The organism is Coleofasciculus sp. G2-EDA-02, from assembly GCF_040226375.1.
GTDB lineage: Bacteria > Cyanobacteriota > Cyanobacteriia > Cyanobacteriales > Coleofasciculaceae > Coleofasciculus.
In genome coordinates, this window is record NZ_JAVKEW010000222.1 from 50,967 (window position 1) to 75,902 (window position 24,936).

Genomic DNA, 24,936 nt, shown 5'->3' on the forward strand with positions numbered 1-24,936 from the left:
GAAGCGTTAGTTCTCAATGGGCAAAGGATGACAGGATTATTAGATTAAGGTAGGAATTATTCGGTTTTCTGTGTCAATCTGTGTCATTTAATCGTGAGTTAGCGGCAAAGTGCGACTCAATCTGTGTTATCTGTGTTAGAACAAAGAGTCTGGATCAACGAAAGAGCGATCGCATGGGCTTGCTACATCCGTCAGGTGCATTCCTTGAATGTCGGGAATGTAGGTTAGAAACGATAACTTGGTGGGTTACAGCGGATAGGTAATTAAATGATTTGTTCTCTCAATTGAATACCGCAAGAGCCCCCTTACGTTTTACGGTTGATGAGATCTATAGGCAAGCACATTTCCCCATGGTGAAAAGTATACCATAAACCAACAGGCGATCATTGTGTATTGGGTGCGATCGCGTGAAACCTCTTTTTGTGTCAATCTGTGTTACTTAATCGTGAGTCTACAGCAGAGTGTGATTCAATCGGTGTCACTTGTGTTATCACAAAGAGTCTGGATCAACTCCAAGCGATCGCAGCCGCTCTTCTAACAATTGAACTCTTTGCCTTTCCTTGTCAATCTGCTCCTCTGGCGTCAAGATTCTTCGTCCTTGCTCATCGTACCAGTACAACCACTCTCGATTTATTCCCTGATAGGTTCCCCTTTCTCTTCCTATCCCTAATCCTATTTCTGCTAACCACACCGGATTACCAAACTGTAACTTATACTCCCCATCCACTAATTTATACACTTCCAATGGCGCTTTACGACGTCGCAGAGGATTGTACACCAAATAATAGAGTACCCCCATGTCCCGATAAATTTCTTTCTTACTGCTATATTCCCCGCGACGCTTATGGGATACTACCTCCAGCACCAACATGGGTACAACTTGTTCTTCCCACACCACATAAGACAGGCGCAAGTCTTCCTCAATAAACCGTTGTACTCCCAGACTCAAAAACCCATCGGGTACAATTGCCGGTTCTTTGGCGTGATAATATATCGCCATATCTACTCCAAAAAACCAATCCCAGCGCTTCTCCCACAACAGCGCCATAACAGCTTTAAGTAATGAGGGAATCAAATCTTGAAGTTCATTGTCCACTGGTGTATCGTCAGAATCAGGCAGCTCTTCAGCACAGGGTAAGCAATCGGATGGCTTGTACTCTAGCATGAGTGGGTCAGGGAGCAACAACTAATTTCATTGTATTTTATTCGTCTTGAGTCATTAAGCACACAAGCCATTTATGGTAGGGGCACGATCCAATTCATTGGTGTCAACTTAAGTTCAACCCCTCTCCAGAAGCCCCTCTCCATCCCCCCTAACCCCCATCCCCCCTAGCCCCCCATAAGTTTATCCCAAAAGGCAACAGGCAACAGGCAACAGGCAACAGGAAAAATGTCCTAACCTGCCTTGGTAAGGCTATAATCGTGAGTCAACGACAGAATGTGATTCAATCTGTGTCACTTGTGTTATCACAAATTATCTGTATCAACGAAAGAGCGATCGCATGGGCTTGCTGCATCCGTCAGGTGCATTTGAGAATGTAGAGAATGTAGGGGCGAGTCGCTGCACTATTGTTAGGGGAAATCCTTTAATGTACTCGAAAAAGCCCGAATCTTTTGTTCACTGGTTAGAAACGATAACTTGGTGGGTTACAGCGGATAGGTAATTAAATGATTTGTTCTCTCAATTGAATACCGCAAGAGCCCCCCTACTGGGCTGACCCACCTAAAATGGTGAATTAGAATTGTAGGGGCGCACGGCGTGCGCCCATTCTAACAGTAAAATCTATTGCACAATTTTAGCTGGGTCATGGCACTACGGTTTACGGTTGATGAGATCTATAGGCAAGCACATTTTCCCACGATGAAAAGTATACCATAAACCAACAGGCGATCACGCTTCCACCTTAAAGCTACAACCCGAATACCTAATTACGATGAATCAGTCTGTCGTACTCATCATGATCTCCTATCCATACCCAAATAAAGTCAGAACCATCTTCTACGGCTAAGGCTCTATAACTTAATCCAATCCTTGCTGACCAATACTTTCCCACCTTTTTGAAATTTAAAGATGGATGACTAGGATTAGCTTTAAGTAAATCATAGCTTTTTCTTGCCTGACGCTGAACTGTCTCTGGTAAGGCGTAAAAACGTTGCCAGAATTTCGGGGTTGTTCGATGCACTTACAAGTTTCCTAGTTTTCCTTGAGACTTGGCTGTCATTGCCTCTTCCAGCAAAAAGTCCAGTTTACCATTAGTACTATCCGCCTCAATTTGCTTATCCCAAATTTCCCAATCTTTTTGAGCAAACCACTCTCTCAATCGCCGGAAATCCTCCTGGGAGAGCGCTTCAATTTCCGATTGAATCTGTTCGACTTGTTTCATTTAACGTCACCCTTGAGCAATCCACCTCTATCATTTTATCGCGTCGATGCGATCGCACTCTCTCCTATAACCGATTAGATGTACCAAACCAGGACGTGCGATCGCTCTTTTTGTGTCCTCGTCTGCAAGCTTATGTATCGAGTTTATAGGTAGGCACATTTTCCCATGATGAAAAGTATACCATAAACCAGCACGCGATCGCATTCACTAATAACAATTTCTACCTCAACCGTCGCACCTCTTCTAAACTCAAGCCAGTGATTTGACTAATCGTATCTTCATCGACAACCCCTAACATTTTCCTAGCTATTTCTACTTTAGATGCCTGAATCCCCTGTTCTCTTCCAAGCTGAATTCCCTGTTCCATTCCCTGTCTCAATGCCAGTTTAATCGCATTCCGTTGGTCATGAATATACATTTCCCTCTGTTCTAGCGCTTCTAACTCTTCACGAGTCAGATTCGCTTGATTCGCTACTTCAAACGCCTTGCGGATTTCGGGAACTTGTGCCATTGCTTCCGGTATCGACTCTAATCCTCTAGCACTTTTGATAAAGTATATCCATTTATCGGCTAAGGTTTCTAATTCGTCTAACTCTTTGGTAAATTTTGGTAATTCAACAAACACTAACTCCAAGTCATTAATCGGGTAATCCGTTAACACCTTCTTTTCTTTGAGAATAAAATTAGAAATCACCTGAGGCAAATCCTCAAACATTTCAAAGTCCGTCAGCGTCAACGCTATAACCGGATTCAATAGAGTATAATCCTCTCCGGGTTGCAATTGAATCGAATAGGCTTTAGCGGCGTTATACAATATCCGCTTCTCAAACCCCGATAAATTCAGGACTTGCATCTCTATAATCACCGTTGTCTCATCGGTTAGTTTAGCTTTAACATCCAGGAAAGTATCTTTAATTCCCTGAATCTTCGGCGCTAGATAAGGGTTAATAATTTTTAACTCAGTGATGCAGGGATGTCCACCGTAGAGGAGGGAATTCAGGAAACTAATTAGGATTTCTGGGTTTTGCTCAGAGCCAAATATCTTTTTAAAGGCAAAATCCGTTTTGGGATTAATGAAAATCATCCTCGTTTTTCCCCGATTAAAAGTAGACCTAAAAAACACGCGATCGCATTCCTTTGTGCCAACCGAGTTTTTGGTGCGATCGCTCTTTCTATGTTCTTGTCTGCAAGCTTATGTATCGAGTCTATAGGCAGGCACATTTTCCCATGATGAAAAGTATACCATGAATCAACAGGCGCTCGCATTCAGGAATAACAGGTTTTACCTCAACCGTCGCACCTCTTCTAAACTCAAGCCAGTGATTTGACTAATCGTATTTTCATCTACAATCCCTAACATTTTCCTAGCTATCTCTACTTTAGATGCCTGAATCCCCTGTTCTCTTCCTTCCTGAATCCCCTGTTCTCTTCCCACCTGAATACCCTTTTCCATTCCCTGTTCAATGCCCCGTCTCAACGCCAGTTTAATCGCATTCCGTTGGTCATGAATATACATTTCCCTCTGTTCTAGCGCTTCTAACTCTTCACGAGTCATATTCGCTTGATTGGCTACTTCAAACGCCTTGCGGATTTCGGGAACTTGTGCCATTGTTTCCGGTATCGCCTCTAATCCTCTGGCACGTTTGATAAAGTATATCCATTTATCCGCTAGGGTTTCTAATTCATCTAACTCTTTGGTAAATTTAGGTAATTCGACAAATACTAACTCCAAGTCATTAATCGGGTAATCCGTTAACACCTTCTTTTCTTTGATAACAAAGTTAGAAATCACCTGGGGCAAATCCTCAAACATTTCAAAGTCCGTCAGCGTCAAGGCTATCACCGGATTCAATAAGGTATAATCCTCTCCGGGTTCCAACTGAATGGAATAGGCTTTAGCTGCGTTATACAATATCCGCTTCTCAAACCCTGATAAATTCAGGACTTGCATCTCTATAATCACCGTTGTCTCATCGGTTAGTTTGGCTTTTACATCCAGGAACGTATCTTTAATTCCCTGAATCTTCGGTGCGAGATAAGGGTTAATTATTTCTAACTCGGTGATGCGGGTTTGTCCGCCGTAGAGGAGGGAATTCAGGAAACTAATTAGGATTTCTGGGTTTTGCTCTGAACCAAATATTTTCTTAAAGGCAAAATCCGTTTTGGGATTAATAAAAATCATAGTTATCCTCCCCCGATTAAACGTTTACTTAAAAAAATGGTAATCTGTTGCAAGCTCTACTCGCTTCGCGATCGATAGAAACATCTTTATATGTTTAGAACAGATCATCGCAAAATTCTGGCTTTAAATCCCGATCCATTAATGCTTCTACTGCTTCTTGGGGCGTAATTTTATGGTTGAGTAGGCGATAAACTTGCCGACAGATGGGTATGGGGATCTGCTCTCGATTAGCAATTTTAACCAATACGTTGGCTGTATTTACCCCTTCGGCTGTACTTTGCAATTCTTCGAGAATTTGCTCCAATTTTTTCCCCTGGGCTAAACCGTAGCCGACCCGATAATTACGGCTGAGTATACTACTACAAGTAGCTAGCATATCGCCCAAGCCCGATAATCCGAAGAAAGTTTCTGTTTGTCCTCCTAAGTGAGTCCCGATCCGAATTATTTCAGTTAACGCACGGGTAATTAAGGCAGATTTGGCATTGGTACCCAATTTTAGACCATCACAAACCCCAACCGCGATCGCAATCACGTTTTTCAGAGTTCCTCCCAGTTCTGTACCAATGGGGTCTGGACTGGTGTAGACTCGGAAGAGACTGGAGGAAAACACCGTTTGCACTTCCTCAGCGGCTGCCATATCCGTACTCGACACCACTGTGGCGGCGGGGAGTTTTTGCTCAATTTCTTTGGAGAGATTTGGACCTGAAAGTACCACAATCGGATGGTTAGGAAAGTCGGCTTCCCAGATTTGAGAAGGGGTACGAGTCGTTTCTGGGTCTAATCCCTTGGTGGCGGTAATAATTGTCACATAATCCGGTAAACCAATTTCTTGAATCTTCGCCGCCGTCGCCACTACCCCTTTCATGGGAATCGCAGAGACTAGCATATCAATATCCGCCAATACCTCTTCTAGGGATTCGGTGCTGCTGCGAGACCAAAGTCGAACCTGATGATTCTTATGTCTAGCAATCGTTGCCAAGGCTTGACCCCAAGCACCAGCGCCGAGAATGGCGAGGGTGGCTTCTGGTGCAGGTCGGCGCGTGGATTGTGCATGAGCCTGACTGGCTTGTGGGTTCTGATCAGCTTGGGATGAGCTGGATTGAGAATTTGTCAGATTGCTCACCATAGATTTGATGTATTGAACTCAATAATTTATAGGTCAAGTTAATGGTCAAAGGCAAAAGAATCAGATGCATTCTTTTGCCTTTAAAAAGATTATCAACTCACTGTTTGTGTTTGTTTCTGAGTCGCCATCACGTAATCTGGAATACAATTGGCTTCCATATAAGCACGATACTCCTCAACTTGGCGATCGCACTGTGCCGAACTCCAGCCCCCATATTGAGACAGGGTGTCGGTTAGCACGGGCAGAATATCAAAGCCATAGTTGGTATGCATGGCTAAGCTAGTACGGCGACGGGCAATATCCACCAACGTCCGCGCAAATTCCGACTGCACCGCATAGATAATTTGGGCTTTAATATCGGGCAAGTTCGGTGTAATCCCTTGTGCTAATTCCGGTTCCTCGTCCGTTAGCGCTAAAATATCCAACGCCTTAGCCCCATATATATCAAACAGGTGATGGATTGTCGCCAAGGGTAATGAGGTGCGATAGTCTTGCAGTGCTTTTTCTAGGCGCGGATCACTGGGTAAAATGGCTCCCGGTAAGGGTTTGTCGTAAGTAGGACAAGGGGGGGCAGATCGTCCCTGCTTGCGATATACTTTATCCACCATCTCTTCACCCACTTGGCGATAGGTGGTGATTTTGCCGCCAATTAGAGAAATTAGATTGTTCACACCCTCTGGGGTATGGTCATAGAGAATATGGCTGCGGGTGACGCTGCCCGGTTTTTTTCCCTCTGCATTGGGCAAAGGACGTACTCCCGCGTAAGTAAATTTAACATCTTGGCGGGACAATTGGGCAGTGGGCAGAATCCGATTGGTTTCGGTGAGTAAATAATCAATTTCCTCGTTGTCTGCCTTAATTGAGTCTAGGGCACCTTGATGTCGCAGATCGGTGGTGCCAATCAGATACATACCTAACCATGGCACAATAAAAAACGGACGACCATCCGTTTTTGCTTCTACATACAAGGTTGTTTCGGGAGCGCCGGGGAAGGGAGGGACGATGATGTGACTTCCCTTGGTCGGACCGAGTTTTTTATCCTTACCAATGGGCGCTGATTGTCCATTTTGCACCCCAGACTGACAAACCTGATCTACCCAGGGACCGGCTGTATTCACCACCACGGCGCGATCGCTCCCTCGGATGGTGAATTCTTCTCCGGTTAAGGCATCTTTGCACGTAACGCTGGTGATGCGATCGCCTTGGCGCTGCAATTGGGTGACTTGTGCATAGTTGAGAACCGTTGCTCCCGCAAGTTCTGCACAGATAATATTCTCTAGTGCTAAACGCTCCGCATACGCCACCTGAGCGTCATAATATTGCGCTCCACCGACTAAACCATCGGGATCGAGATGGCGAAAGAGCTGATTAAACTTCTGTTTGGGCAGCATCCGGTGGGGGGGCAGGGTTTTCTCGAAGCTCAAGATATCATAGAGCAGCATCCCCGCTTGAATTTTCCAATAGGGACGAGAGCGATCGCTGTAGATGGGAATCGTCAGCATTAGGGGCTTGACTAAGTGGGGGGCTGTATGCAATAGAATTTCTCGCTCCCGTAGCGATTCCCGCACTAGGGCTATTTCAAAATATTCCAAATAGCGCAAGCCACCGTGAACTAATCTCGTTGACCAACTGGTTGTACCACCGCAGAAGTCAGCCTTCTCCAGTAAAATGGTTTTAAGACCTCGCAAAGCCGCATCTCGGACGACACCAGCACCATTAATGCCACCTCCAATGACAATTAAATCGTAGGTTTGGCTCTGGATGGTTTGAAAATCACGCATGATCCCGTTTGAGTAACATCTAATCTAACTTCCACAGTAGTCGCGACATTGGCAAAATGAACAAATAAGGGAAGGGTGACAAGGACGTTAACTCAAAACGTCCCTGGAACTTCCAGATCAAACAGCCACTGCTTCCGGTTGCTTCGCTGTCTGAGGTTTGGTTTTCTCAAACATCTCAAACAAGTGATCTGCCCAGCACTGTATATCGTACTTAGTTACGATGTCATACATTTTTGCCATGCGTTCCTTTTGCTCTTCCGGAGACATAGCCAGCGCCTGATCAATCGATTCATCCATGCGATCAATAGAGTAGGGGTTGGTCAAAATGGCATCGGGTAGTTCCACGGCTGCACCGACGAACTCCGAGAGGACTAATACACCTTCTTTTTTCTCGTGGGTGATGATATATTCCTTCGCCACCAGGTTTAAACCATCTCTCAAGGGAGTTGTCCAGCAGATATCTGCGGCTTTGTAGTAACAGAGTAAGTCCGGTAAAGGAATGGGTTGGGTAAATAGCATAATCGGTAGCCAGTTTAAGTTCCCGTACCGCCCGTTAATTTTTCCGGCTAACTGCTCAATCTGAGTTTGGGCAGTTTTATAGACGCGCATTCCAGACGCTGAAGCCACACAGGTGACTAGCATATTAATTTTGCCATGCAAGTCCGGACGACGCTCTAGCAGGCGTCCATAGGCTTCTAGCTTTTCACGAGTGCCTTTGACGTAGTCTACTCGTCCGGCTGAGATAATTAACTTGCGATCGCCTAAGCTTTCTTTAATTTCCTCAAACCGTTTTTGAGTTTCTGGCTTATGCAGGATGGAGAGAATTTGTTGAGGATTAGCGCCGACAGGGAATGGATCGAGGTTGACTAATTGATCTTTGTATCGTAGCTGCGTGGTCATTTCTGGCTCAGCCAAGGCGATTCCCGTGGGGGTGATATGCTTGGGTACGGGTTCTTTCTTGAGGATTTCTACCGGGCGCAGGCTGCGAGCCACGTTGACGAAGTTCTCTGAATAGCGAGGAATATGGAAGCCAACGATATCGCAACAGAGTAAACTGTCTGTAATTTCTTCCCGCCAAGGTAAGATATTGAAAATATCCACAGAGGGAAAGGGAGTGTGGTGGAAGAACGCAATCCGAGCATTCGGCTTTAGCTGCCGGATGTAGTAGGGTACTAACCATAGATTGTAGTCATGCACCCAAATTAGAGCATCATCTGCTGCTTCGTCACAGGCGGCTTCGGCAAATAGACGGTTAATCGTGTGAAAGTTTTCCCAATCTGATGTCTCGTAAGTGAAGTGATAGGGGAATGAATGCAGAATGGGCCAAAATGCTTCTTTTGAGGTGATGTGATAGAAATGCTTGACCTGATCGGCGGAGAGGGGAATCCGACGAACGTTGTAGTTCCCTTCACCTTCGACAACAATTCGCTCCTCAAAGTTAGCTTTCTGCTTAGCATTCACCTGTTTCCAAGCAATCCAGGTGCCTTGATTGACGCTGGCAAAGAAACTTTTCAGGGTTGGTACAATACCATTGGGGCTTTTCTTTGCCCGATAATGCACTTTGCCATTTTCCACAACCTCGTCATAAGGTTCGCGATGATAAAGGATAACGAGTGATGATTTCATGCAACTACCTCTAGGTGTTTACTATTAACAGTGGTACGATTCCCGATCCCAATGCAACTTGGATGGGAAAATAAATTTGATAGATTCGATGAATTTAGGGTTTTAGACTGTCCACAGTGATGATTTTCCCCTTTGACTGTTGGCTTACTCTAAGAGTATCTCGTTACTCAAAGGCTGGAAAACCCAGTCAGTATTCTCCTGACAGGAAGTAAAGATTGAACGCATTACCCGTTTTACTTATATTACCAACCATGATGTTTTTGAAGGTTGCAATGGATAGGGTCAGGGTTTGTCCTATGGAGATGTTCAACAGGGGGAAAGTCTGAGCGCTACAGCATTGCAGATATTGGTTTAATCCAGGCTTTTGTTGATTGCAAGCCCCCAAAATCCGCTGATTTAGAGCGGTAACAACTATTTGAAACAGATTGGAAGTCATTATTCGATCGAAAAAACTCTCAACAGTCTAGTTTTGATGACAAAACCGCCAATGTACAGATTAAACTGGCTGTGCCATCAAATCCTAGGGGAATTGTGTTCAACCTCGATTACTATTTGCCGTACTCAGTACTCTTTCCATACGACTAACGTCGTAGCAGGTTGGCGAGAGTTTACTTGAGCCAAAGCTAACAACAAAACTGGGATACCTCAGAATTCAACAATAGTCTGACATTAAGTGGACAAGGATTCATCACTTACACTCTGGTTATGGATGATATCTGCCATCGGCAGGTTTCCTTATCGAGTATCTATCTGTAGCCACTATACTACAAAAGTATAAAAAAGTGTAAATTTTAGTAAAATTTAGCAGAATACTTCGTCGCACATCATTGGCTATGACAATCAAACTATTCCCGATCGCAACGCCACCACCGCCGCTTGTACCCGATCATCAACCGAGAGTTTGTTCATGATCCCGCGTACATGGGTTTTAACGGTATTGGCGCTCAGGTAAAGTTGAGCGGCAATTTCTGGGTTACTATAGCCTTCGACGATCAGTTTTAAGACTTCTAACTCCCGTTGTGACAAATTGGAAACATTACCCTTAGGAGAAGGGGGAGACAAATGCTTGAGAACTTGACGACCAATTTGAGGGTCGAGGTAAGTTGCGCCTTCAGCCGCCGCTGCGATCGCCTGGAGTAATCGTTCTACACTTGATCCTTTAACACAGTAGGCATCAGCGCCGCTAGATAGGGAGGCAATAATTTCGCGATCGGTGGTATGAGAGGTTAAGATGACCACTCTCACCTCAGGGAGTTCCGCTTTAATTTGCTCAGTAGCAGCAATCCCATCTAAACGCGGTAAACCAATATCCATGACCACGATATCAGGTTTGAGTTGTTTGGTCATTTCCACGCCCATATAGCCATCTTCAGCTTGTCCCACCAGTTCAAGCTGGGGGTTAGTGGATAAGGATTGTTCTAAGCCAAGCTGCATCATGGGGTCATCTTCCACAATCACAACTCGCAGGGGTGGGGAATTTGTGGGGGAATTAGTCGGGGAGGGAAGTTCTGAGGACATGGATTGTACCCAAGTAACGCAGCAGGCGCGATCGCACTTCCGTATTTTACAGTAAAGCGATGGTTTCATCCCCCGCGTTTTAACCGGGGGATGAAACCGAGCGAGGCGTTCAGCCCAGCAACTTTAGTTGCGAGTGTCAACCATCTTGTGCTATAATTCTACCATAATTTCAGCTTGGTAAAATGATTGTCTACGAGGCTAAGCTAAAAGGTAAAGAGTACCAGGAAAGAAGGCTCGATGAAGCCATTCGTACTGGTTTATTTGTCCGTAATGCTTGCCTTCGGTATTGGGAAGATGGTCATGGAAGGTGTCGTAATGACTTGTCTAAATACTGTAAAATTCTTGGGCATGCCCAAGAATTTTCATGGGTGGGAAAATTAAACTCTCAAGCCCGCCAAGCCATGTCAGAGCGTGCCTGGGCTAGTATCAGTCGATTCTTTGACAACTGCAAGAAGAAGGTCAAAGGAAAGAAGGGCTATCCCAAGTATAAAAAAAATCGTCCTAACCATGGTTCTGTAGAGTATAAGACATCAGGGTGGAAGCTATCAGAGAATCGTGACCACATCACGTTCACTGACGGGTTCAAAGCGGGAACGTTCAAACTTTATGGAACTCGTGACCTGAACTACTACCAACTCACTCAAATCAAGAGAGTTAGGGTAGTTCGTCGAGCCGATGGTTATTATGCTCAGTTCTGTATAGACCATGACCGAACTGAGGACAAGAAACCAACGGGCAATACTTTAGGATTAGATGTCGGATTGAATCATTTCTATACCGACTCAAATGGCTCAACAGTTGAAAATCCAAGATTTCTAAGGAAGTCAGAAAAACAACTGAAGCGGCTTCAAAAGAGAGTATCTAAGAAGTTTAAAAAGGGTCAACCCCAATCTAACAACTACAAGAAAGCTAAACAAAAGTTAGCTAAAAAACACTTAAAAGTTAGTAGGCAGCGTAAAGACTTTGCTGTCAAGACGGCATTGTGCGTAGTCCGGTCTAACGACTTGGTAGCTTATGTAGACGCGCCAGCGGCTTGCCGAAGGCTAGACTTGCAAGTGCGGAATATGGTCAAAAATCATCACCTAGCTAAATCGATTAGTGATGCAGCTTGGTCTGAATTTAGACGCACTCTTGAGTATTTTGGCAAAGTATTTGGTGTAGCAACGGTTGCCGTTAAGCCTCACTACACTTCTCAAAATTGCTCAAATTGCGGTTGCGTTGTTAAAAAATCCCTTTCAACACGAACACATAGGTGTAAGTGCGGGTATATTTTAGACCGCGACTGGAATGCCGCTATCAACATACTCAAGGAAGCACTTCGTACGCTCCGGGCATACAGGAACTCTCCAGGAATACTGGATAAACGCTTCGGGACAACTCGCCCTCTAGAGTATTGATTAGAATCAATACTCTAAGGTGATTGGATGAACGAAGAATCCCCCGCGTTTTCAACCGGGGGAGTGTCAAAGACATTGTGTCCCCTAGATGGATAGCCGCATACAATTTAAGGTTTGTAGTTGGTGATGGTTATCCAAAACTATAGTCGGTGATGCGGATTTGGATCTATTGGTTCTCATCTGGTACTGGGAGACGATACTGACGAGCAATGTAGTAGAAAAAGCGATAGTAATCAGCAAATTGTTCGCTCTCACAGCGTCCCTGCCAGTTGTAGCTTACATTGTCCTGTGTCAGGGTTAGTGTAATCACACTGATCTCAGGGTCAAGGTCTACCTGGAGTTTACCTGTTTCACCTTGTTCAGTGAGGAAATTCTGAGGTTGAGATGGATTGAGTGGTTTGGATGTACTCTCAGGTGATGGGGTTCCCAGTTCGGCAAATTCTGCCCATCCCCTAATCTCACAGTCGGGATTCTCAGGATCGCGAAAAGCTCGACCATCAAGATTGTCGGGTATGGGAAAGGGTATCCAATTACTAGGATAGAGGAACTCAAAGTTGAAGCGGGGGTTGCGGTAGGTGTTCCAGGTTTGTTGCAAATCCACGTTAGTACCCTGACAGCTTACGAGTAAGAAAGCCAGTGGCGCGATTCGAGCAATGAACTTTGCGGTCATTTGTCATTCGTCCTTTTAGATTTATCCGCCCAATCTGGTATGAGAACTGGATAATGTAAAGAAATATTACAAAATTGCCGTCATACTGGCTTGAGGTATTGACAGCCAGAAAAAATGGCGATAATCTGGCATACATACCCGGGTAAAACGATTGAAAATCATATGCAAGACAAGCAAAAAGTTACGTTGTATCTTCCACCAGGACTTCATCGCCAGCTCAAAATTAGAGCAGCCGTTGATTCAGACTCAATGTCGGCGATGGTCGAGAGAGCAATCGTATTCTATCTACGCCACCCGGAAGTGGTTGATGAGGTAGAAGCATCCTACGGAAACACTCATCGGGTATACAATTGCCCCGAATGTTCTAGCTCAGTGGTTATAAAAGATGGAGATATGGTTTCCCTGAACAATCAACCCAGCCTTCTGGATGATGAACTGCCTGTGGAGAAAGTGCGAGAAGAAGTTAAATCCCGTACCGATTCTCAGGGCGAAGAGGAACTCGTTCCTTGTTGATAGTGTTACAAAAACAGTACAAAAACAGCTAACTGCGAGAGTTCTATTAACGATGTTTGGGCAGTGGTTGTGCCGTCTCTAAGTAGGTCGATAGTCATGCAAGAAGAGATAAGTATTCTCATTCAAGCTCAATACCCTCTAATCTACCTGGTGACGTCAGAGGAAGAGCGGACAGAACGGGCAATAGCCATGATTGCTCAAAATAAAAATCAGCAACGGCGCGTATTTGTGTGGACTGTCACCCATGGGATTGTGGAGTATGGTCAATCACGCCACGTCACCCAACACAATACAGTCTCTCCAGAAGCTGCTATTCAATGGGTTATTCAGCAAAAAGAACCTGGTATCTATATATTTAAGGATCTACATCCATTTATTGATTCTCCAGCAACAACCCGATGGCTGCGGGATGCTATAGCGAGCTTCAAAGCAGCTCAGAAGACGATTGTACTCATGTCTCCCATGCAGCAGGTGCCGATCGAGTTAGAGAAGGAAGTGGTGGTTCTCGACTACCCCTTACCTGATTTGACTGAACTCAACCAAGTGCTGTCTCAGCAATTGGAAAAAACCAAAGGGCGTCGCACCACTACGGAAACGCGGGAGAAACTCCTGAAAGCGGCATTAGGTCTGACGCGAGATGAAGCTGAGAAAGTGTATCGCAAAGCCCAAGTTAAAGCAGGGCGTCTCACGGAAGGGGAAGTTGATATTGTTCTTTCTGAGAAAAAACAGCTCATTCGTCGCAATGGTATTTTAGAGTATATTGAAGAGGATGAAACCATTGATGCCGTTGGTGGTTTAGAAGAGCTGAAGCGATGGCTGAAACAGCGATCAAACGCCTTCACCGAACGGGCAAGAGAGTATGGTTTACCCCAACCCAAAGGCATGCTGATTCTGGGAGTACCCGGATGCGGAAAATCCCTCATTGCCAAAACAACCTCTCGCCTTTGGGGACTACCGCTGTTGCGGTTAGATATGGGTCGGGTTTATGATGGTTCTATGGTTGGTCGATCAGAAGCCAACTTGAGAAATGCCCTAAAAACAGCAGAATCGATTTCACCCGCCATCCTTTTCATCGATGAGCTTGACAAGTCTTTTGCGGGGAGCAGTGGCTCGGCTGACTCCGATGGTGGCACCTCTAGCCGCATCTTTGGCTCCTTCCTAACGTGGATGCAAGAGAAAACATCGCCTGTATTTGTCATGGCGACAGCGAACCGAGTAGAACGGCTACCGGGAGAGTTTCTCCGCAAAGGTAGATTTGACGAAATATTCTTTGTTGACTTACCGAATAAAGAAGAGCGTCAGCAAATATTTAAGATTCATCTGAGTAAGCGGCGTCGAGATATAGAGCGCTTTGATATCGAACAGTTGGCGACAATTTGTGATGGTTTTTCCGGTGCAGAAATTGAGCAAGCCCTCATCGCTGCAATGTACGAGGCATTTGCACAAGACCGGGAATTCACCCAACTGGATATTATAGCGGCAATCAAAGCAACGCTACCGCTTTCTCGGACAATGACTGAGCAGGTCACAGCCCTGAGGGACTGGGCAAGACAGAGAGCGCGACCTGCTGCATCCTCCGTTGCTGAATATCAGCGAATGGAGTTCTAACAGGCTTTCTCCTGCTCCCAACAGGAGGAAAGGCTAGCAAATACTTGCTAGCAGTTTCAAAAGACGCCGCAATGTAACAGCGGCATACCCAAGAAAAAAGCTACGTTGTCGTTTGTTTTCTATCTCTACTGGAGGAAATCTAAAATGTCTCACTTTAGCACTCTGCGTACCAAGATCACCGATGCCGAAATCTTAAAGGCTTCTTTGAGCGATCTGGGTATTTCCGTGAAAACGGAAGCTGATGTGCGCGGCTACAATGGCCAACGGGTTCGTGCAGACCTCGTTGCTGTTCTCGAAGGCGAGTATGACCTCGGTTGGTCCCGCAATGGCGATGGTTCCTTTGACCTGATTGCTGACCTGTGGGGTGTTGCTAAAAAGCACAACCAAACCGAACTGATCAACTCGATCAACCAGAAGTACGCCGTTAACAAGACCTTAGCAGAGGTCAAACAACGTGGCTTACAAAATGCCAACGTTAAACTGGTGGTACAAAAATAGTCCATCTAGGCGTTCCCAAGCTTACGGGTTAACCAATTTATTTATTTGGGGTTGACCCGTTTTTTCAAAAGGTTTTAGAACAAATGTTCTAGTCTTTTCCATAATATAATAACGGCGGGAAATCTCTCATCCAGGGAGTTGCTCCGCCGTATTTTTGTTTTTGCGATCGCGTTCCGAACTGCGGTAGCCTTTTATAGGTGAGGAGATGTACGCACAGGATTGATAATCATGGTCAACTCAACAATCCGAGTATTAGCTCGTGTGGTAGCGCGTCCAGGAAAAGAAGAGAAACTCAAAGCACTGCTGTTAGAAATTGTTGAAGCGACGCGCAAGGAACCCGGTTGTATCACTTACGAGTTATTACAAAGTCCAGCGATTCCCACGGAGTTTGCCTTTGTCGCAGAATGGGAAAGTGAGCAAGCTTGGAGGCTGCATTTGGACTCGGCTCACATTCAGCAAGCGTTTTTAGAAGGCGAAGAGTTGTTCGCTTCACCGCCAGATATTCGTCATTATGTCTTGTTGGCTTAGTTTTTCTGATTTGGACAGGGGATGATTGATCAAGTTATATAGTAAAACCGAATAGATTATTCAGGGTATCAAATCTCTACTGTCTATTGATTTACAAGAAAACTTATGCTTGAAGATAATTTAAGCTCTTCTGAAAGGGCAAACTATACCAAACTCAACGAACTACTGGCAGCAGGGCGGTGGCAAGAAGCAGACGAGGAAACGTTTACAATTATCCTGGAGATTACGGGTGCAGATAAACGCGGCTATTTAACGAATCAAGATATTCAGCAATTTCCTTGTCATGCACTTAGGCAGATTGATCAACTTTGGATCAAGTACAGCAGTGGTAAATTTGGTTTTAGTGTTCAAAAGCGAATCTATGAGCAATCAGGAAAGGATTTAATGACATTTGCTGATCGGATTGGATGGCGGGTATCTAATCGGTGGCAGAGTTACAATGAGCTGACGTTTAATCAGAATGCACCGATAGGACATCTCCCTGGGGGTGGAGTTGTGGGATGGTTAGCATGGGGAAATCTTCGTGATGATCTGTTGTATCGTGTTAGTGCGTGCAATATCTAGAACAAATATCACGCTCCCCTCTCCCAAGTACCCCCCCTTTCTCCCCCCGTGCAAAAAAAGCGAAGCATCCTATGGCTTCCCCCTTCTTAAGGGGGACGGGAGGGGGATGGGGGCTAGGGGGGAGGGCTGTAGCTCATCCTATCCCGCCGCTGCTTTCTTCTCCACCGACGCCTTAACTTGCGCCATAATGTCCTCCATCTGACTCACTAATTGCTTCGCCTCCTCTAGATTTTTCTCGTGGGCGTGATCATTGAGTTGACATGCTAAATCTGACATTAATTCCACCGCTACAGACGCACTAGCACCTTTAAGTTGATGTGCTTTGTTTGCCAAAATTACCCAGTCTTGATCCGCTAACGCTTGCTGAGCTTGGGTGAGAAAGGTTGACCCATCATTAATAAATCCTTTTACTAATTCCAACTGGAACTCGGGGTCACCACCAGAAATCTCTGACAATGCACTCCAATCTACCGGATCGACAGTCGTTTCAGCCGTATCTTGGCTATCTATCTGTTTGCTGGATTTCGCCTTATTTTCCTTGACCACCAACGACCATCGCTGTAACATGACTTTCAGTTCTTTTACCATTACCGGTTTACTGAGATAGTCATCCATTCCCGCCGCGATACATTTATCTCGATCCCCTGGCATCGCGTATGCGGTCATGCCAATCACAATCGTATGGTGGTCTTTACCTTCTCGTTGCCGTAAGGTTTGCGTGGCTTGATAGCCATCCATCACCGGCATTTGACAATCCATCAACACGATGTCATAGTCATTCTGTGCCAATTTTTCCAGGGCTTTTTCACCATTTTCCGCAGAATCCCACTGATGACCGAGGAGGCGAACTTGGTGCTGGACTAATTTCAGGTTAACTGGTGTATCTTCCACTAACAAAAGAGTTAGTGGGATTTGTTGTTCAGTTTCCGTTTTCAATTTCGATGTCTTTGCTGCCAATGCAGCAACCTCTTGTTGAAAATCCCATCCTTTGCGGGGTAGTTCCTCGTTCAGCGAGGTGGTATTTAGGTCGATATGTCCTTTTAGCTGCTCAAGGAGTTTCTCTAACTCCCCGACTAATTTAGCGCTACTCTCCGCATTTTTGGTGATTGCCTGATGTCGCAGTTCCTCCGCCACATCGGGCATAGTTTGCACGGCGACTGAGGCGCTGGCACCTTTGAGTTGGTGGGCTTTATTGGCAACCATTACCCAGTCTTTATCGACTAATGCCTGTTTTGCCTGGTTAATAAAACTAGCGCCCTCTTTGATAAAGCCTTGGACTAACTCCAGTTGAAATGCCGGATCACCTTCAGAGATTTCCTTGAGACGCTTCCAGTCCACGACATCAGAGAGCAGACTACTCGTGGATTGAGTCGGATATGGACGTTCGGGTTTGGGTGAGACTCCTTTGACTACTGATGACCATCGCTCTAATACCGGTGCCAAGTTTTTCACCATGACGGGTTTACTTAGATAGTCATCCATTCCCGCTGCCAAACATTTTTCGCGATCGCCTTGCATGGCGTAAGCGGTCATGCCAATTATTATTGTATGACGGTCTGTGCCTTCTCGCTGGCGTAGTGTCTGGGTTGCCTGGTAGCCATCCATTACGGGCATCTGACAATCCATTAACACAATGTCGTAGTCATTTTGGGCGATTTTGTCAAGGGCTTCTTGACCATTTTCTGCCGACTCAGACTCATGTCCCAATAATTGCACCTGATGGCGCACCAGCTTCAGGTTAATTGGTGTATCTTCTACCAGGAGAATTTTTAGGCAAGTGGATTGGGGTGCTGGCTGAGAGGGGTCAGGGATAGCCGACTGTGTACTGAACAGGGTGGCTGGGATCTCAGACGCCAGGATTTTCTGTAATGATTCCAACAACTGAGATTCTTTCACCGGTTTAACTAAATAATCGGCAAACCCACTTTTGAGCAAAGGTTGGGCGGAATCCCCGGCGTGCATCGAAGTCATTAGGACTAACTTGGTTTTTGCCCAATCCGGTTCTGCGAGAATCAACCGTCCTAGGGTAGATCCATCAATTTTGGGCATTTTCATATCCAGTAGCGCCACATCGTAGGGTTTACCCGCTTCGGCAGACGCTTGCATGGCGTTGAGGGCAATAATACCATTATCGGCTTCATCTACCTCCATGCCTCTGGCTTCTAACTGATACTTGACAATTTGGCGATTAATCGGGCGATCATCGACGATTAATACCCGTTTCCCTTGCAGAGATTCGGGGGAAATGGGTAAATTACTAAAGATGCGATCGCTCTCATTCTCCTGGGTACCCGCCGCTACTGTACCAAAGGTAATTGTGAACCAGAACGTCGAACCCACACCCAGCTGACTCTCGACGCCAATCTCACCCCCCATCATTTCTACCAGTTGCTTACAGATGGCTAACCCTAAACCTGTTCCCCCATATTTGCGGGTGGTGGAGGAATCGACTTGGGAGAAGGCTTGGAAGAGTTTCCGTTTATCCTCTGGGTGAATCCCAATTCCCGTATCCCGCACCGCAAATCGCAGTTGAATTTTGTCCTGATCTGCCAATTCCTGATGAACCGACACCCGAATCACGACTTCGCCAGACTCGGTAAATTTAATCGAATTACTCACCAAATTGGTGCAAATTTGGCGCAAGCGACCAACATCTCCCATCAGTCGTCGGGGTACATCGGTATCCACTAACAACGCTAATTCTAAATCCTTGGCTTCGGCTTGGGGAGAACACAAATCTAAGACATCTTCCAAAGACCGATTAATATTCAATTCATCGATATCAAGGCGCATTTCTCCAGCTTCGAGTTTGGAGAAGTCGAGAATATCATTAATCACGCCCAGTAAATGTTCACCACTTACTTGCAAGGTTTTAACGAAATCCAGTTGGCGGGGATTAAGATCTGTGGTTAAGAGTAATTCACTCATTCCCAGCACTCCATTCATCGGTGTGCGGATTTCATGGCTCATATTTGCTAAGAATTGAGCTTTTGCCCGGGCGGCTTCGACTGCTGCTTCCCGCGCTTCTACCAGTTTATTTTCGTACTCTTTTCTTTCTGTAACATCCCGATTAACCCCGATTGCGGCAATTGGTTTACCTAGTTCATCCCGCAACGGCACAACCACGGTTTCGCAAACCCCTTTATTGCCATCTTTACGGATAAAGTCAATCTCCTGTGTCCAGCGTCCTTCACGGATTAAACTGTCCAGCATCTGTTGAGTTAAAGCGGTGGCTGCATCGGGTTGGTAGATAATACCACAGGTTTGACCTAACACTTCGGTTTTTTCATAGCCAAAAATACGTTCTGCCGCTGGGTTCCAGTCTAGGATATGACCATTTAAATCTGTGACAATCACGCCATCATAAATCGTTTCAAACATTAACGCTTGGCGGCGCAGTGCCTCATCTGCCCGTTTGCGAGCAGAAATGTCTTGGACTAAACAAACGATTCCCTGAATTTTGTGCCCTGAATTCTTCATCACCGAGGCGGTAACCGATACGGGAACGGGGTCACCTGTTTTCGTAAAGAAGGTGGTTTCATACCGACCTAGAAACCCACTTTGTTGAGAGTCATTGGCTTGTAAATGAGCTAAAAAGTTATCTTCTTTAAAGAAATTATCTAAGGGCTGATCCCGCAGTTCTTTCGGGGAATAACCGGATAGGAATAATGTGGCTTCATTAAAACTTTCTACTCTAATATTTTTATTCAGCACAATGAGTGCATCACTCAAAGAACTGATAATATTATCTAGATATGATTTAGAAACTGTAGTTTCTTGAAGCTGTTTACTCATCTGATTGAAGGCATCAGCTAAAACACTCAGCTCGTCCTTGGTTTGCACCTCAACATAGGTATCGAAGTCCCCTTCGCCAATTTTAGAGGCGGCTTCTTTGAGCTTAACAATCGGCTTGGTGACGCGATCAGCTAAAACGATACCGAAAATAATTGATACGGCGACAACTCCAGTAATCGCCGTTAGATTAATAATCAGCGAGTAGGTTGAACTGCGATTCGCTGTTTGATTTTCTTCTTCTAGAGTATTAGTATGAAAGGTAATTGCTTGATCAACAACTGCTAAAAATTGGTCTTCAGCATTCTCCAAAGCTTGTCGTTTCGCCAAGATATCAGCCCGTTGGAAGTTAGTGTCATCTAAGGCTAAAATTTCCTGGCTGATTTCTGCCAAGAGTAGCTTGCTGACTTTCAATTCCCGATAAAAACTTTGAGCTTGAGCCGTATTGGAAAAGGAGTTGAATTCGGCTAAATACTGATCTAGAGCCGCAACGGATTGTTGAAAGTCAATTTTGGCTTGTTTTTCAGGTTCCTCCTCTTGAGATGTTGGCGAGGTGGCGGTAGATTTTCCTTCGATTACAGCATAACTATAGGCTTTATTGGTTAACCGTAATGAGGCTGCCTTAATCTGGTTTAATGCCACCAGTTGACGGGTTGTACCCTCGGTAATCTGATTAAATTTATCATCAACATTTTTCTTCGTTTGAATCGTAATAATTCCCAAAACAGCGACCAGCGATGCCACCCCGAGAAAGCCTGAGATAAATTTTGTTTTCAGTTTCATATCTGTCTCCCGTCACTATTCTGTCCTTCGGAGATTTATCAGAACATTCCGGATAATCAGGTGGCATAGTCTGACAAAACTTTTGCAGAAAATTAATGTCACCCTAATGGGATGTTCTCTTACACTGTAGCCGACGCAGATGAAGACGAAAAGAGGAAAATGTTTGAATAAAAATTAAGTAAAGGATGGGTTAATTTTTATTTTTGCCGATTAAAATTATTGTCTTTTGGTCGGGGCGGATTAAAGTAAGGCTCAAGCAAATAAAGAGGCGGATGCGATCGCGCAGATAGTAGTCACACCACCTGTAGGGACACGGCAATGCCGTGTCCCTACCCGAACTTAGTTGGGGAAAGGAAGCGTAAACTCAAAGGTTGATCCAACTCCGGGCGCACTGGTAACGCTAATTTGTCCCCCGTGAGCCTGAATAATTTGCCGACATAAATATAAACCCAAACCAATACCCGTCAAGTGCTGAGAATGCAATCCCCGAACATAGAGTTTAAACAAGCGATCGCACTGCTGTTTGCTCATCCCCACCCCGTCATCGGCGATCGCACAATGGAGTCTATCCCCCTCAACCCTTACTGTCAGCATAATCTGCACCCCCGGTAAATTATGTTTAAGGGCATTCGTCAATAGATGCTGGAAAACACACCGCAGTTGAGTTGGATCAGCTTTAACAGGGGGTAAATTTGGGGGAATAACGGCGGTTAATTTGGCTTGGTTGCTAGTTAATAACCGCTGCAAATCAGCCAGGATTTGGCTGAGGAGTTCATTTAAGCACAAGGGTTGACAGTGCAGCTCAATTTTGAGCCCTTGGTTAAAATGATCTTCAGATAAGGCATTGATCAACGTCAATTGGCGATCGCTATTTTCAATCAGCCGCTCCAGAATTCGGCGCGGGAGAGCCACGGTTTCCCCAGGGCAGTTTTGCGTTCCCTTCAACATCAGGATTAAGCCCATCATTGAGGTTCGCAGATCATGAGACACGGCTTGTAAAAACACATCTTTAAGTTCATAAAGCCGTTGCAGCTCCTGCATTTTTTCCTCAAGTTGCATAGTGCGTTCTGCCACTTGACTTTCCAGGTTACTATTGAGATCTTGTACTTGTTGGTAAAGTTGAGCTTGTTGCAGGGCAATGGTAACTTGAACCGCTAACCGTCTTAACCAATCCACCTCAAAAGATTTCCAGTGACGGGGATGATGGCATTGATGAATCGCTAATAATCCAAAAAGTTGATCATCAAGAATTAAAGGGATTGCCAGGGTAGCTTTAATCTGATAGCACCGATAAAAGTCTTTGAGATAGGGAGTCAGATTAACCTGATCGGTATTATCCCGGATTAAAATTTGACGCTGACTAAACAATTCCTGGGTTTCTTGTAACAGTTTCTCTGAGGGTTTCCATCCCAACATGGATTTATAAGCAGAGGCGACGGATTCGGCAGCAATTTTACTGTAGTTATTTTCATCCAGGTAACTGATATAGACGCGATCTGCCTGTAATAACTGGCGTACTTCCACAACAGTAGTTTGGAAAATTTGGTCTAAATCTAAGGATTGACGAATCCGTAGGGCAATCTCAGCTAACAAGCGATCGCGTTCTAAAGTAGCGTGGAGTAGAGCTTCTGCCTGTTGACGCTCCGACATAGCGGCGGCTAAAACGAAAGCGGTTACTGTCACCACCGCCAGAAAGGTTTGTAGCAGTAGGATTGCTCCTTGGGTACTTCCCGCCTTCACCACAAAAGGTCCGATTCCCTGGATAGCTCCGCCAATTGCCATTCCCGAAACAATGACACTGGCAAAAACAGCACCCCACACCCGAAATCGCAGCGCCGCCCAAGCGACAAAGGGAAAAGGCAAATATTCCAGGGGGTAGTCGGAGAGGGCAAAAATGGTTCGAGACTGGAAAACCAGCCAACTGAACATCCACAGTAAAGCCCCACACAAAACGGCTTCTAAAATCGTATGGGGTGGATAATTTTGCCGCAACATTCCCTGGGGGAATCCTTGGGCAATTAATAGCAGTAAGGGAGTAAACACTAAGATTCCCATACTGTCCCCTAACCAAAGAGTGCCCCAATTCAGTCCAAATTGATGCCACGGGATGAAACCCACCCAGCAATTCACTACTGTACTAATGGTGGCGTTAATTGAGGGGGCAATAAGCGCACCGACGATAATTAGGGCAAATGCATCCTTGAGGCGTTCTAGCGTCGGGTTAAAATCTAGGCGACGTAATCCCATCGCACCGACAACAGCTTGTAACGTGCAGCCAATAACTGAACCCAGGGACACCAAAAATGAAGCACCCAGGGACAGATTTAACCAGAATGCACCAATCGCCACACCAATCCACAGCCGTTTCCCCTCCAAGAAGAGCACAGCCAGAGCAATCCCCGCACTAATCCACACCGGAGACGCCTCAGCGCCCAATCCCAACCACAATAGGGTAAAATGAGCGCTACCCATATAGGCGATCGCGACTAGAGCAACTGTGATTAGGTATCGCCAGAAACGTTTCTGACTCCCAGGAAATATGGACAAAATTAAATCTTCACCGTAACTAATATTCAAGATTTCATGAATCAAAAAAATCGGCTTCTATCAACAGAATGCCCAAAGTTATCAAAACTTAACATCCCCTAGGTGGATGAGTTTTGAGTTGTAGGGGCGGGTAATGGGACTAATATTGATTGTTATCCCTAGCTTGGCGGCAAAACCCGCCTCTACCAAATGGCTCGTTGAGCGCGAGTATGACAAATGACAAATGACTATTGCTGTTTAACACTCTCAGGAACCCCCACCGGGGAAATACCTGCGATCGCCCGCAGGTTTTGGCTGCGAATTAATTCAGTAAAATTTAAACTCACTCGCCCTTCTATCTCAGCCACGGATGCAATCGCCGCTAATAGATGCTGTGCCGCTTCTGTTTCGGTATAGCCGCGCCGTAGAGCAACTTTAAGCGCATCAGTATCCCCATCCAAGTGGGTTTGGCAACGGCGAGTATTGCGCCAAATTTGACCTCCTGCGATCGCACTCAATCCCGTCGCCACAACAACACCCACCGCATCGCCTTGCATCAGTTCCACCATTCCCCCTAACAATCCCGCAATTACGACGCCTTGATATAAATCTGGCTTAAACCATTTGATATTAATCAACCAGCTTACAGTGCTTAGGAGCAGCATATCCCGTTGCGGTCTGGGTAAGCGACGCCATAGATCAAAATTAATATAAATTGGACGATCTCTCAACCAAGGCATCGGCAAAGGAGTTTCAATCACCGCCGTCTGTTGCGGTTTACTGATAATTTTCGTCAGCATTCGCCCAGAGGCGGGCATTATATCACGCAAACGGCGAATTTCAGGCTCTGGATTCATCAGACGAGGGACTCGGACTTAGAGGATAAAGGGTATTCAAAACACTTATTGTCCAAACTATCTCATGATTGACTCAAAACTCAAAACGTCTGGGTAGGGGAAACCCCTAAAATAGGCACAGGAGATTGTCAAAACAAGACTCTCACCTCAAGCTACAACCGAGCGATAAACTATGGACGCTTTTACCCCATTTCCGCCGCAATGGACAAAATCAGCAACTCATGCCTTAGAGTTCTGCTGTCCCTCCTGTCATGCTTCTTGCATGGAAGCCCAACGGGTTTGGATTAATCGACAATCACCAGTCCTGACTGAAGATTATCGCAAGAAGTGGCAAGAATTCTATCAATGCCAGTGTGGTAAAGTGTGGTGGGCTTGGAGTAGCGATCGCCCTCCCTCGGAATTAACTAACCGCGATCAACCCCCAGATTTGTAAGTTGCATACAGTGACATCCTCCCACACCAAATTGAAAATTATGGTGTGGGCTTCCCCAAATCACTTTGAGGATTTCCTGGTTATTCCCCTTGGGGATTGCGCCACTTGGATGGTTTTGAGTTACCTCAACCCCCGGTAGTTCGGCTGCAC

The 24,936-nt window shown here is 45.5% G+C and carries 19 protein-coding genes and 2 pseudogenes; 8 read left to right on the plus strand and 13 right to left on the minus strand.

Annotation, left to right across the window (positions count from 1 at the left end):
• Positions 1-490: 490 nt before the first annotated feature.
• The 4 genes from RLO19_RS26035 to RLO19_RS26050 form a co-directional block, all read right to left on the minus strand.
• Positions 491-1,165 carry a Uma2 family endonuclease gene (locus RLO19_RS26035; RefSeq protein WP_446360295.1) on the minus strand — a complete coding sequence of 225 codons (675 nt, stop codon included), beginning with the start codon at positions 1,163-1,165 and terminating at the stop codon, positions 491-493.
• A gap of 760 nt (positions 1,166-1,925) precedes the next feature.
• On the minus strand, positions 1,926-2,183 hold the full coding sequence (locus RLO19_RS26040) for a ParE family toxin-like protein (protein ID WP_446360296.1): 258 nt from the start codon (positions 2,181-2,183) through the stop codon (positions 1,926-1,928).
• The gene (locus RLO19_RS26045) at positions 2,184-2,384 is read right to left on the minus strand and encodes a hypothetical protein (protein WP_446360297.1); all 201 of its coding nucleotides are present in this window, start codon (positions 2,382-2,384) and stop codon (positions 2,184-2,186) included. It abuts the gene before it with no gap.
• A 220-nt stretch (positions 2,385-2,604) separates the two neighbouring features.
• Positions 2,605-3,468, minus strand: coding sequence for an Rpn family recombination-promoting nuclease/putative transposase (locus RLO19_RS26050; RefSeq protein WP_446360298.1), 864 nt, complete (start codon positions 3,466-3,468; stop codon positions 2,605-2,607).
• On the opposite strand from RLO19_RS26050, the gene RLO19_RS26055 reads away from it, so the two are divergent.
• Positions 3,458-3,595 carry a hypothetical protein gene (locus tag RLO19_RS26055; protein ID WP_446360299.1) on the plus strand — a complete coding sequence of 46 codons (138 nt, stop codon included), beginning with the start codon at positions 3,458-3,460 and terminating at the stop codon, positions 3,593-3,595. The genes RLO19_RS26050 and RLO19_RS26055 overlap by 11 nt on opposite strands.
• 71 nt (positions 3,596-3,666) lie before the next feature.
• Here RLO19_RS26055 and RLO19_RS26060 read toward each other — a convergent pair whose 3' ends face one another.
• From RLO19_RS26060 to RLO19_RS26080, 5 genes are all read right to left on the minus strand, one after another.
• Positions 3,667-4,566 carry an Rpn family recombination-promoting nuclease/putative transposase gene (locus RLO19_RS26060; RefSeq protein WP_446360300.1) on the minus strand — a complete coding sequence of 300 codons (900 nt, stop codon included), beginning with the start codon at positions 4,564-4,566 and terminating at the stop codon, positions 3,667-3,669.
• Between the two features lie 94 nt (positions 4,567-4,660).
• Positions 4,661-5,692 (minus strand): NAD(P)H-dependent glycerol-3-phosphate dehydrogenase, encoded by a 1,032-nt coding sequence (locus tag RLO19_RS26065; RefSeq protein ID WP_446360301.1) that lies wholly within the window; start codon positions 5,690-5,692, stop codon positions 4,661-4,663.
• A gap of 92 nt (positions 5,693-5,784) precedes the next feature.
• On the minus strand, positions 5,785-7,473 hold the full coding sequence (gene glpD / locus RLO19_RS26070) for a glycerol-3-phosphate dehydrogenase (protein WP_446360302.1): 1,689 nt from the start codon (positions 7,471-7,473) through the stop codon (positions 5,785-5,787).
• Positions 7,474-7,590: 117 nt separating this feature from the next.
• A complete protein-coding gene (ggpS, locus tag RLO19_RS26075) occupies positions 7,591-9,099 on the minus strand; it encodes a glucosylglycerol-phosphate synthase (RefSeq protein ID WP_446360303.1) in 1,509 nt (502 codons plus the stop codon).
• 840 nt (positions 9,100-9,939) lie between these two features.
• Positions 9,940-10,617 carry a response regulator gene (locus tag RLO19_RS26080; protein ID WP_446360313.1) on the minus strand — a complete coding sequence of 226 codons (678 nt, stop codon included), beginning with the start codon at positions 10,615-10,617 and terminating at the stop codon, positions 9,940-9,942.
• Positions 10,618-10,799: 182 nt separating this feature from the next.
• Between RLO19_RS26080 and RLO19_RS26085 the strand changes: the two are divergent.
• A pseudogene (locus tag RLO19_RS26085) lies at positions 10,800-12,006 on the plus strand (RNA-guided endonuclease InsQ/TnpB family protein).
• A 174-nt stretch (positions 12,007-12,180) separates the two neighbouring features.
• On the opposite strand, the gene RLO19_RS26090 reads toward RLO19_RS26085, so the two are convergent.
• Complete coding sequence (locus tag RLO19_RS26090) at positions 12,181-12,684, minus strand: hypothetical protein (protein ID WP_446360304.1); 504 nt, start codon at positions 12,682-12,684, stop codon at positions 12,181-12,183.
• A 162-nt stretch (positions 12,685-12,846) separates the two neighbouring features.
• On the opposite strand from RLO19_RS26090, the gene RLO19_RS26095 reads away from it, so the two are divergent.
• The 5 genes from RLO19_RS26095 to RLO19_RS26115 all read left to right on the plus strand — a co-directional run bounded on the left by RLO19_RS26095 (position 12,847) and on the right by RLO19_RS26115 (position 16,395).
• Positions 12,847-13,197: a hypothetical protein gene (locus RLO19_RS26095; RefSeq protein ID WP_446360305.1), complete on the plus strand. Its 351-nt coding sequence runs from the start codon at positions 12,847-12,849 to the stop codon at positions 13,195-13,197.
• Between the two features lie 96 nt (positions 13,198-13,293).
• A complete protein-coding gene (ycf46, locus tag RLO19_RS26100) occupies positions 13,294-14,805 on the plus strand; it encodes a stress-responsive protein Ycf46 (protein ID WP_446336783.1) in 1,512 nt (503 codons plus the stop codon).
• Between the two features lie 144 nt (positions 14,806-14,949).
• On the plus strand, positions 14,950-15,303 hold the full coding sequence (locus tag RLO19_RS26105; RefSeq protein WP_446336784.1) for a DUF1257 domain-containing protein: 354 nt from the start codon (positions 14,950-14,952) through the stop codon (positions 15,301-15,303).
• Positions 15,304-15,531: 228 nt separating this feature from the next.
• Complete coding sequence (locus RLO19_RS26110) at positions 15,532-15,831, plus strand: putative quinol monooxygenase (protein ID WP_446360306.1); 300 nt, start codon at positions 15,532-15,534, stop codon at positions 15,829-15,831.
• A gap of 105 nt (positions 15,832-15,936) precedes the next feature.
• Complete coding sequence (locus tag RLO19_RS26115) at positions 15,937-16,395, plus strand: GUN4 domain-containing protein (RefSeq protein ID WP_446360307.1); 459 nt, start codon at positions 15,937-15,939, stop codon at positions 16,393-16,395.
• A 138-nt stretch (positions 16,396-16,533) separates the two neighbouring features.
• Here the strand turns inward: RLO19_RS26115 and RLO19_RS26120 are convergent, their stop codons facing one another.
• The 3 genes and pseudogenes from RLO19_RS26120 to RLO19_RS26130 form a co-directional block, all read right to left on the minus strand.
• On the minus strand, positions 16,534-20,970 hold the full coding sequence (locus RLO19_RS26120) for a response regulator (RefSeq protein ID WP_446360308.1): 4,437 nt from the start codon (positions 20,968-20,970) through the stop codon (positions 16,534-16,536).
• 405 nt (positions 20,971-21,375) lie between these two features.
• Positions 21,376-23,562, minus strand: a pseudogene (locus RLO19_RS26125) (sensor histidine kinase); the annotation flags it as partial.
• 182 nt (positions 23,563-23,744) lie between these two features.
• Entirely contained in the window at positions 23,745-24,353 is a 609-nt protein-coding gene (locus RLO19_RS26130) for a DUF3318 domain-containing protein (RefSeq protein WP_446360309.1), read from the minus strand.
• Positions 24,354-24,525: 172 nt separating this feature from the next.
• Here RLO19_RS26130 and RLO19_RS26135 point away from each other — a divergent pair, with 172 nt between their 5' ends.
• Positions 24,526-24,786, plus strand: coding sequence for a hypothetical protein (locus tag RLO19_RS26135; RefSeq protein ID WP_446360310.1), 261 nt, complete (start codon positions 24,526-24,528; stop codon positions 24,784-24,786).
• The last annotated feature ends 150 nt before the right edge of the window (positions 24,787-24,936 follow it).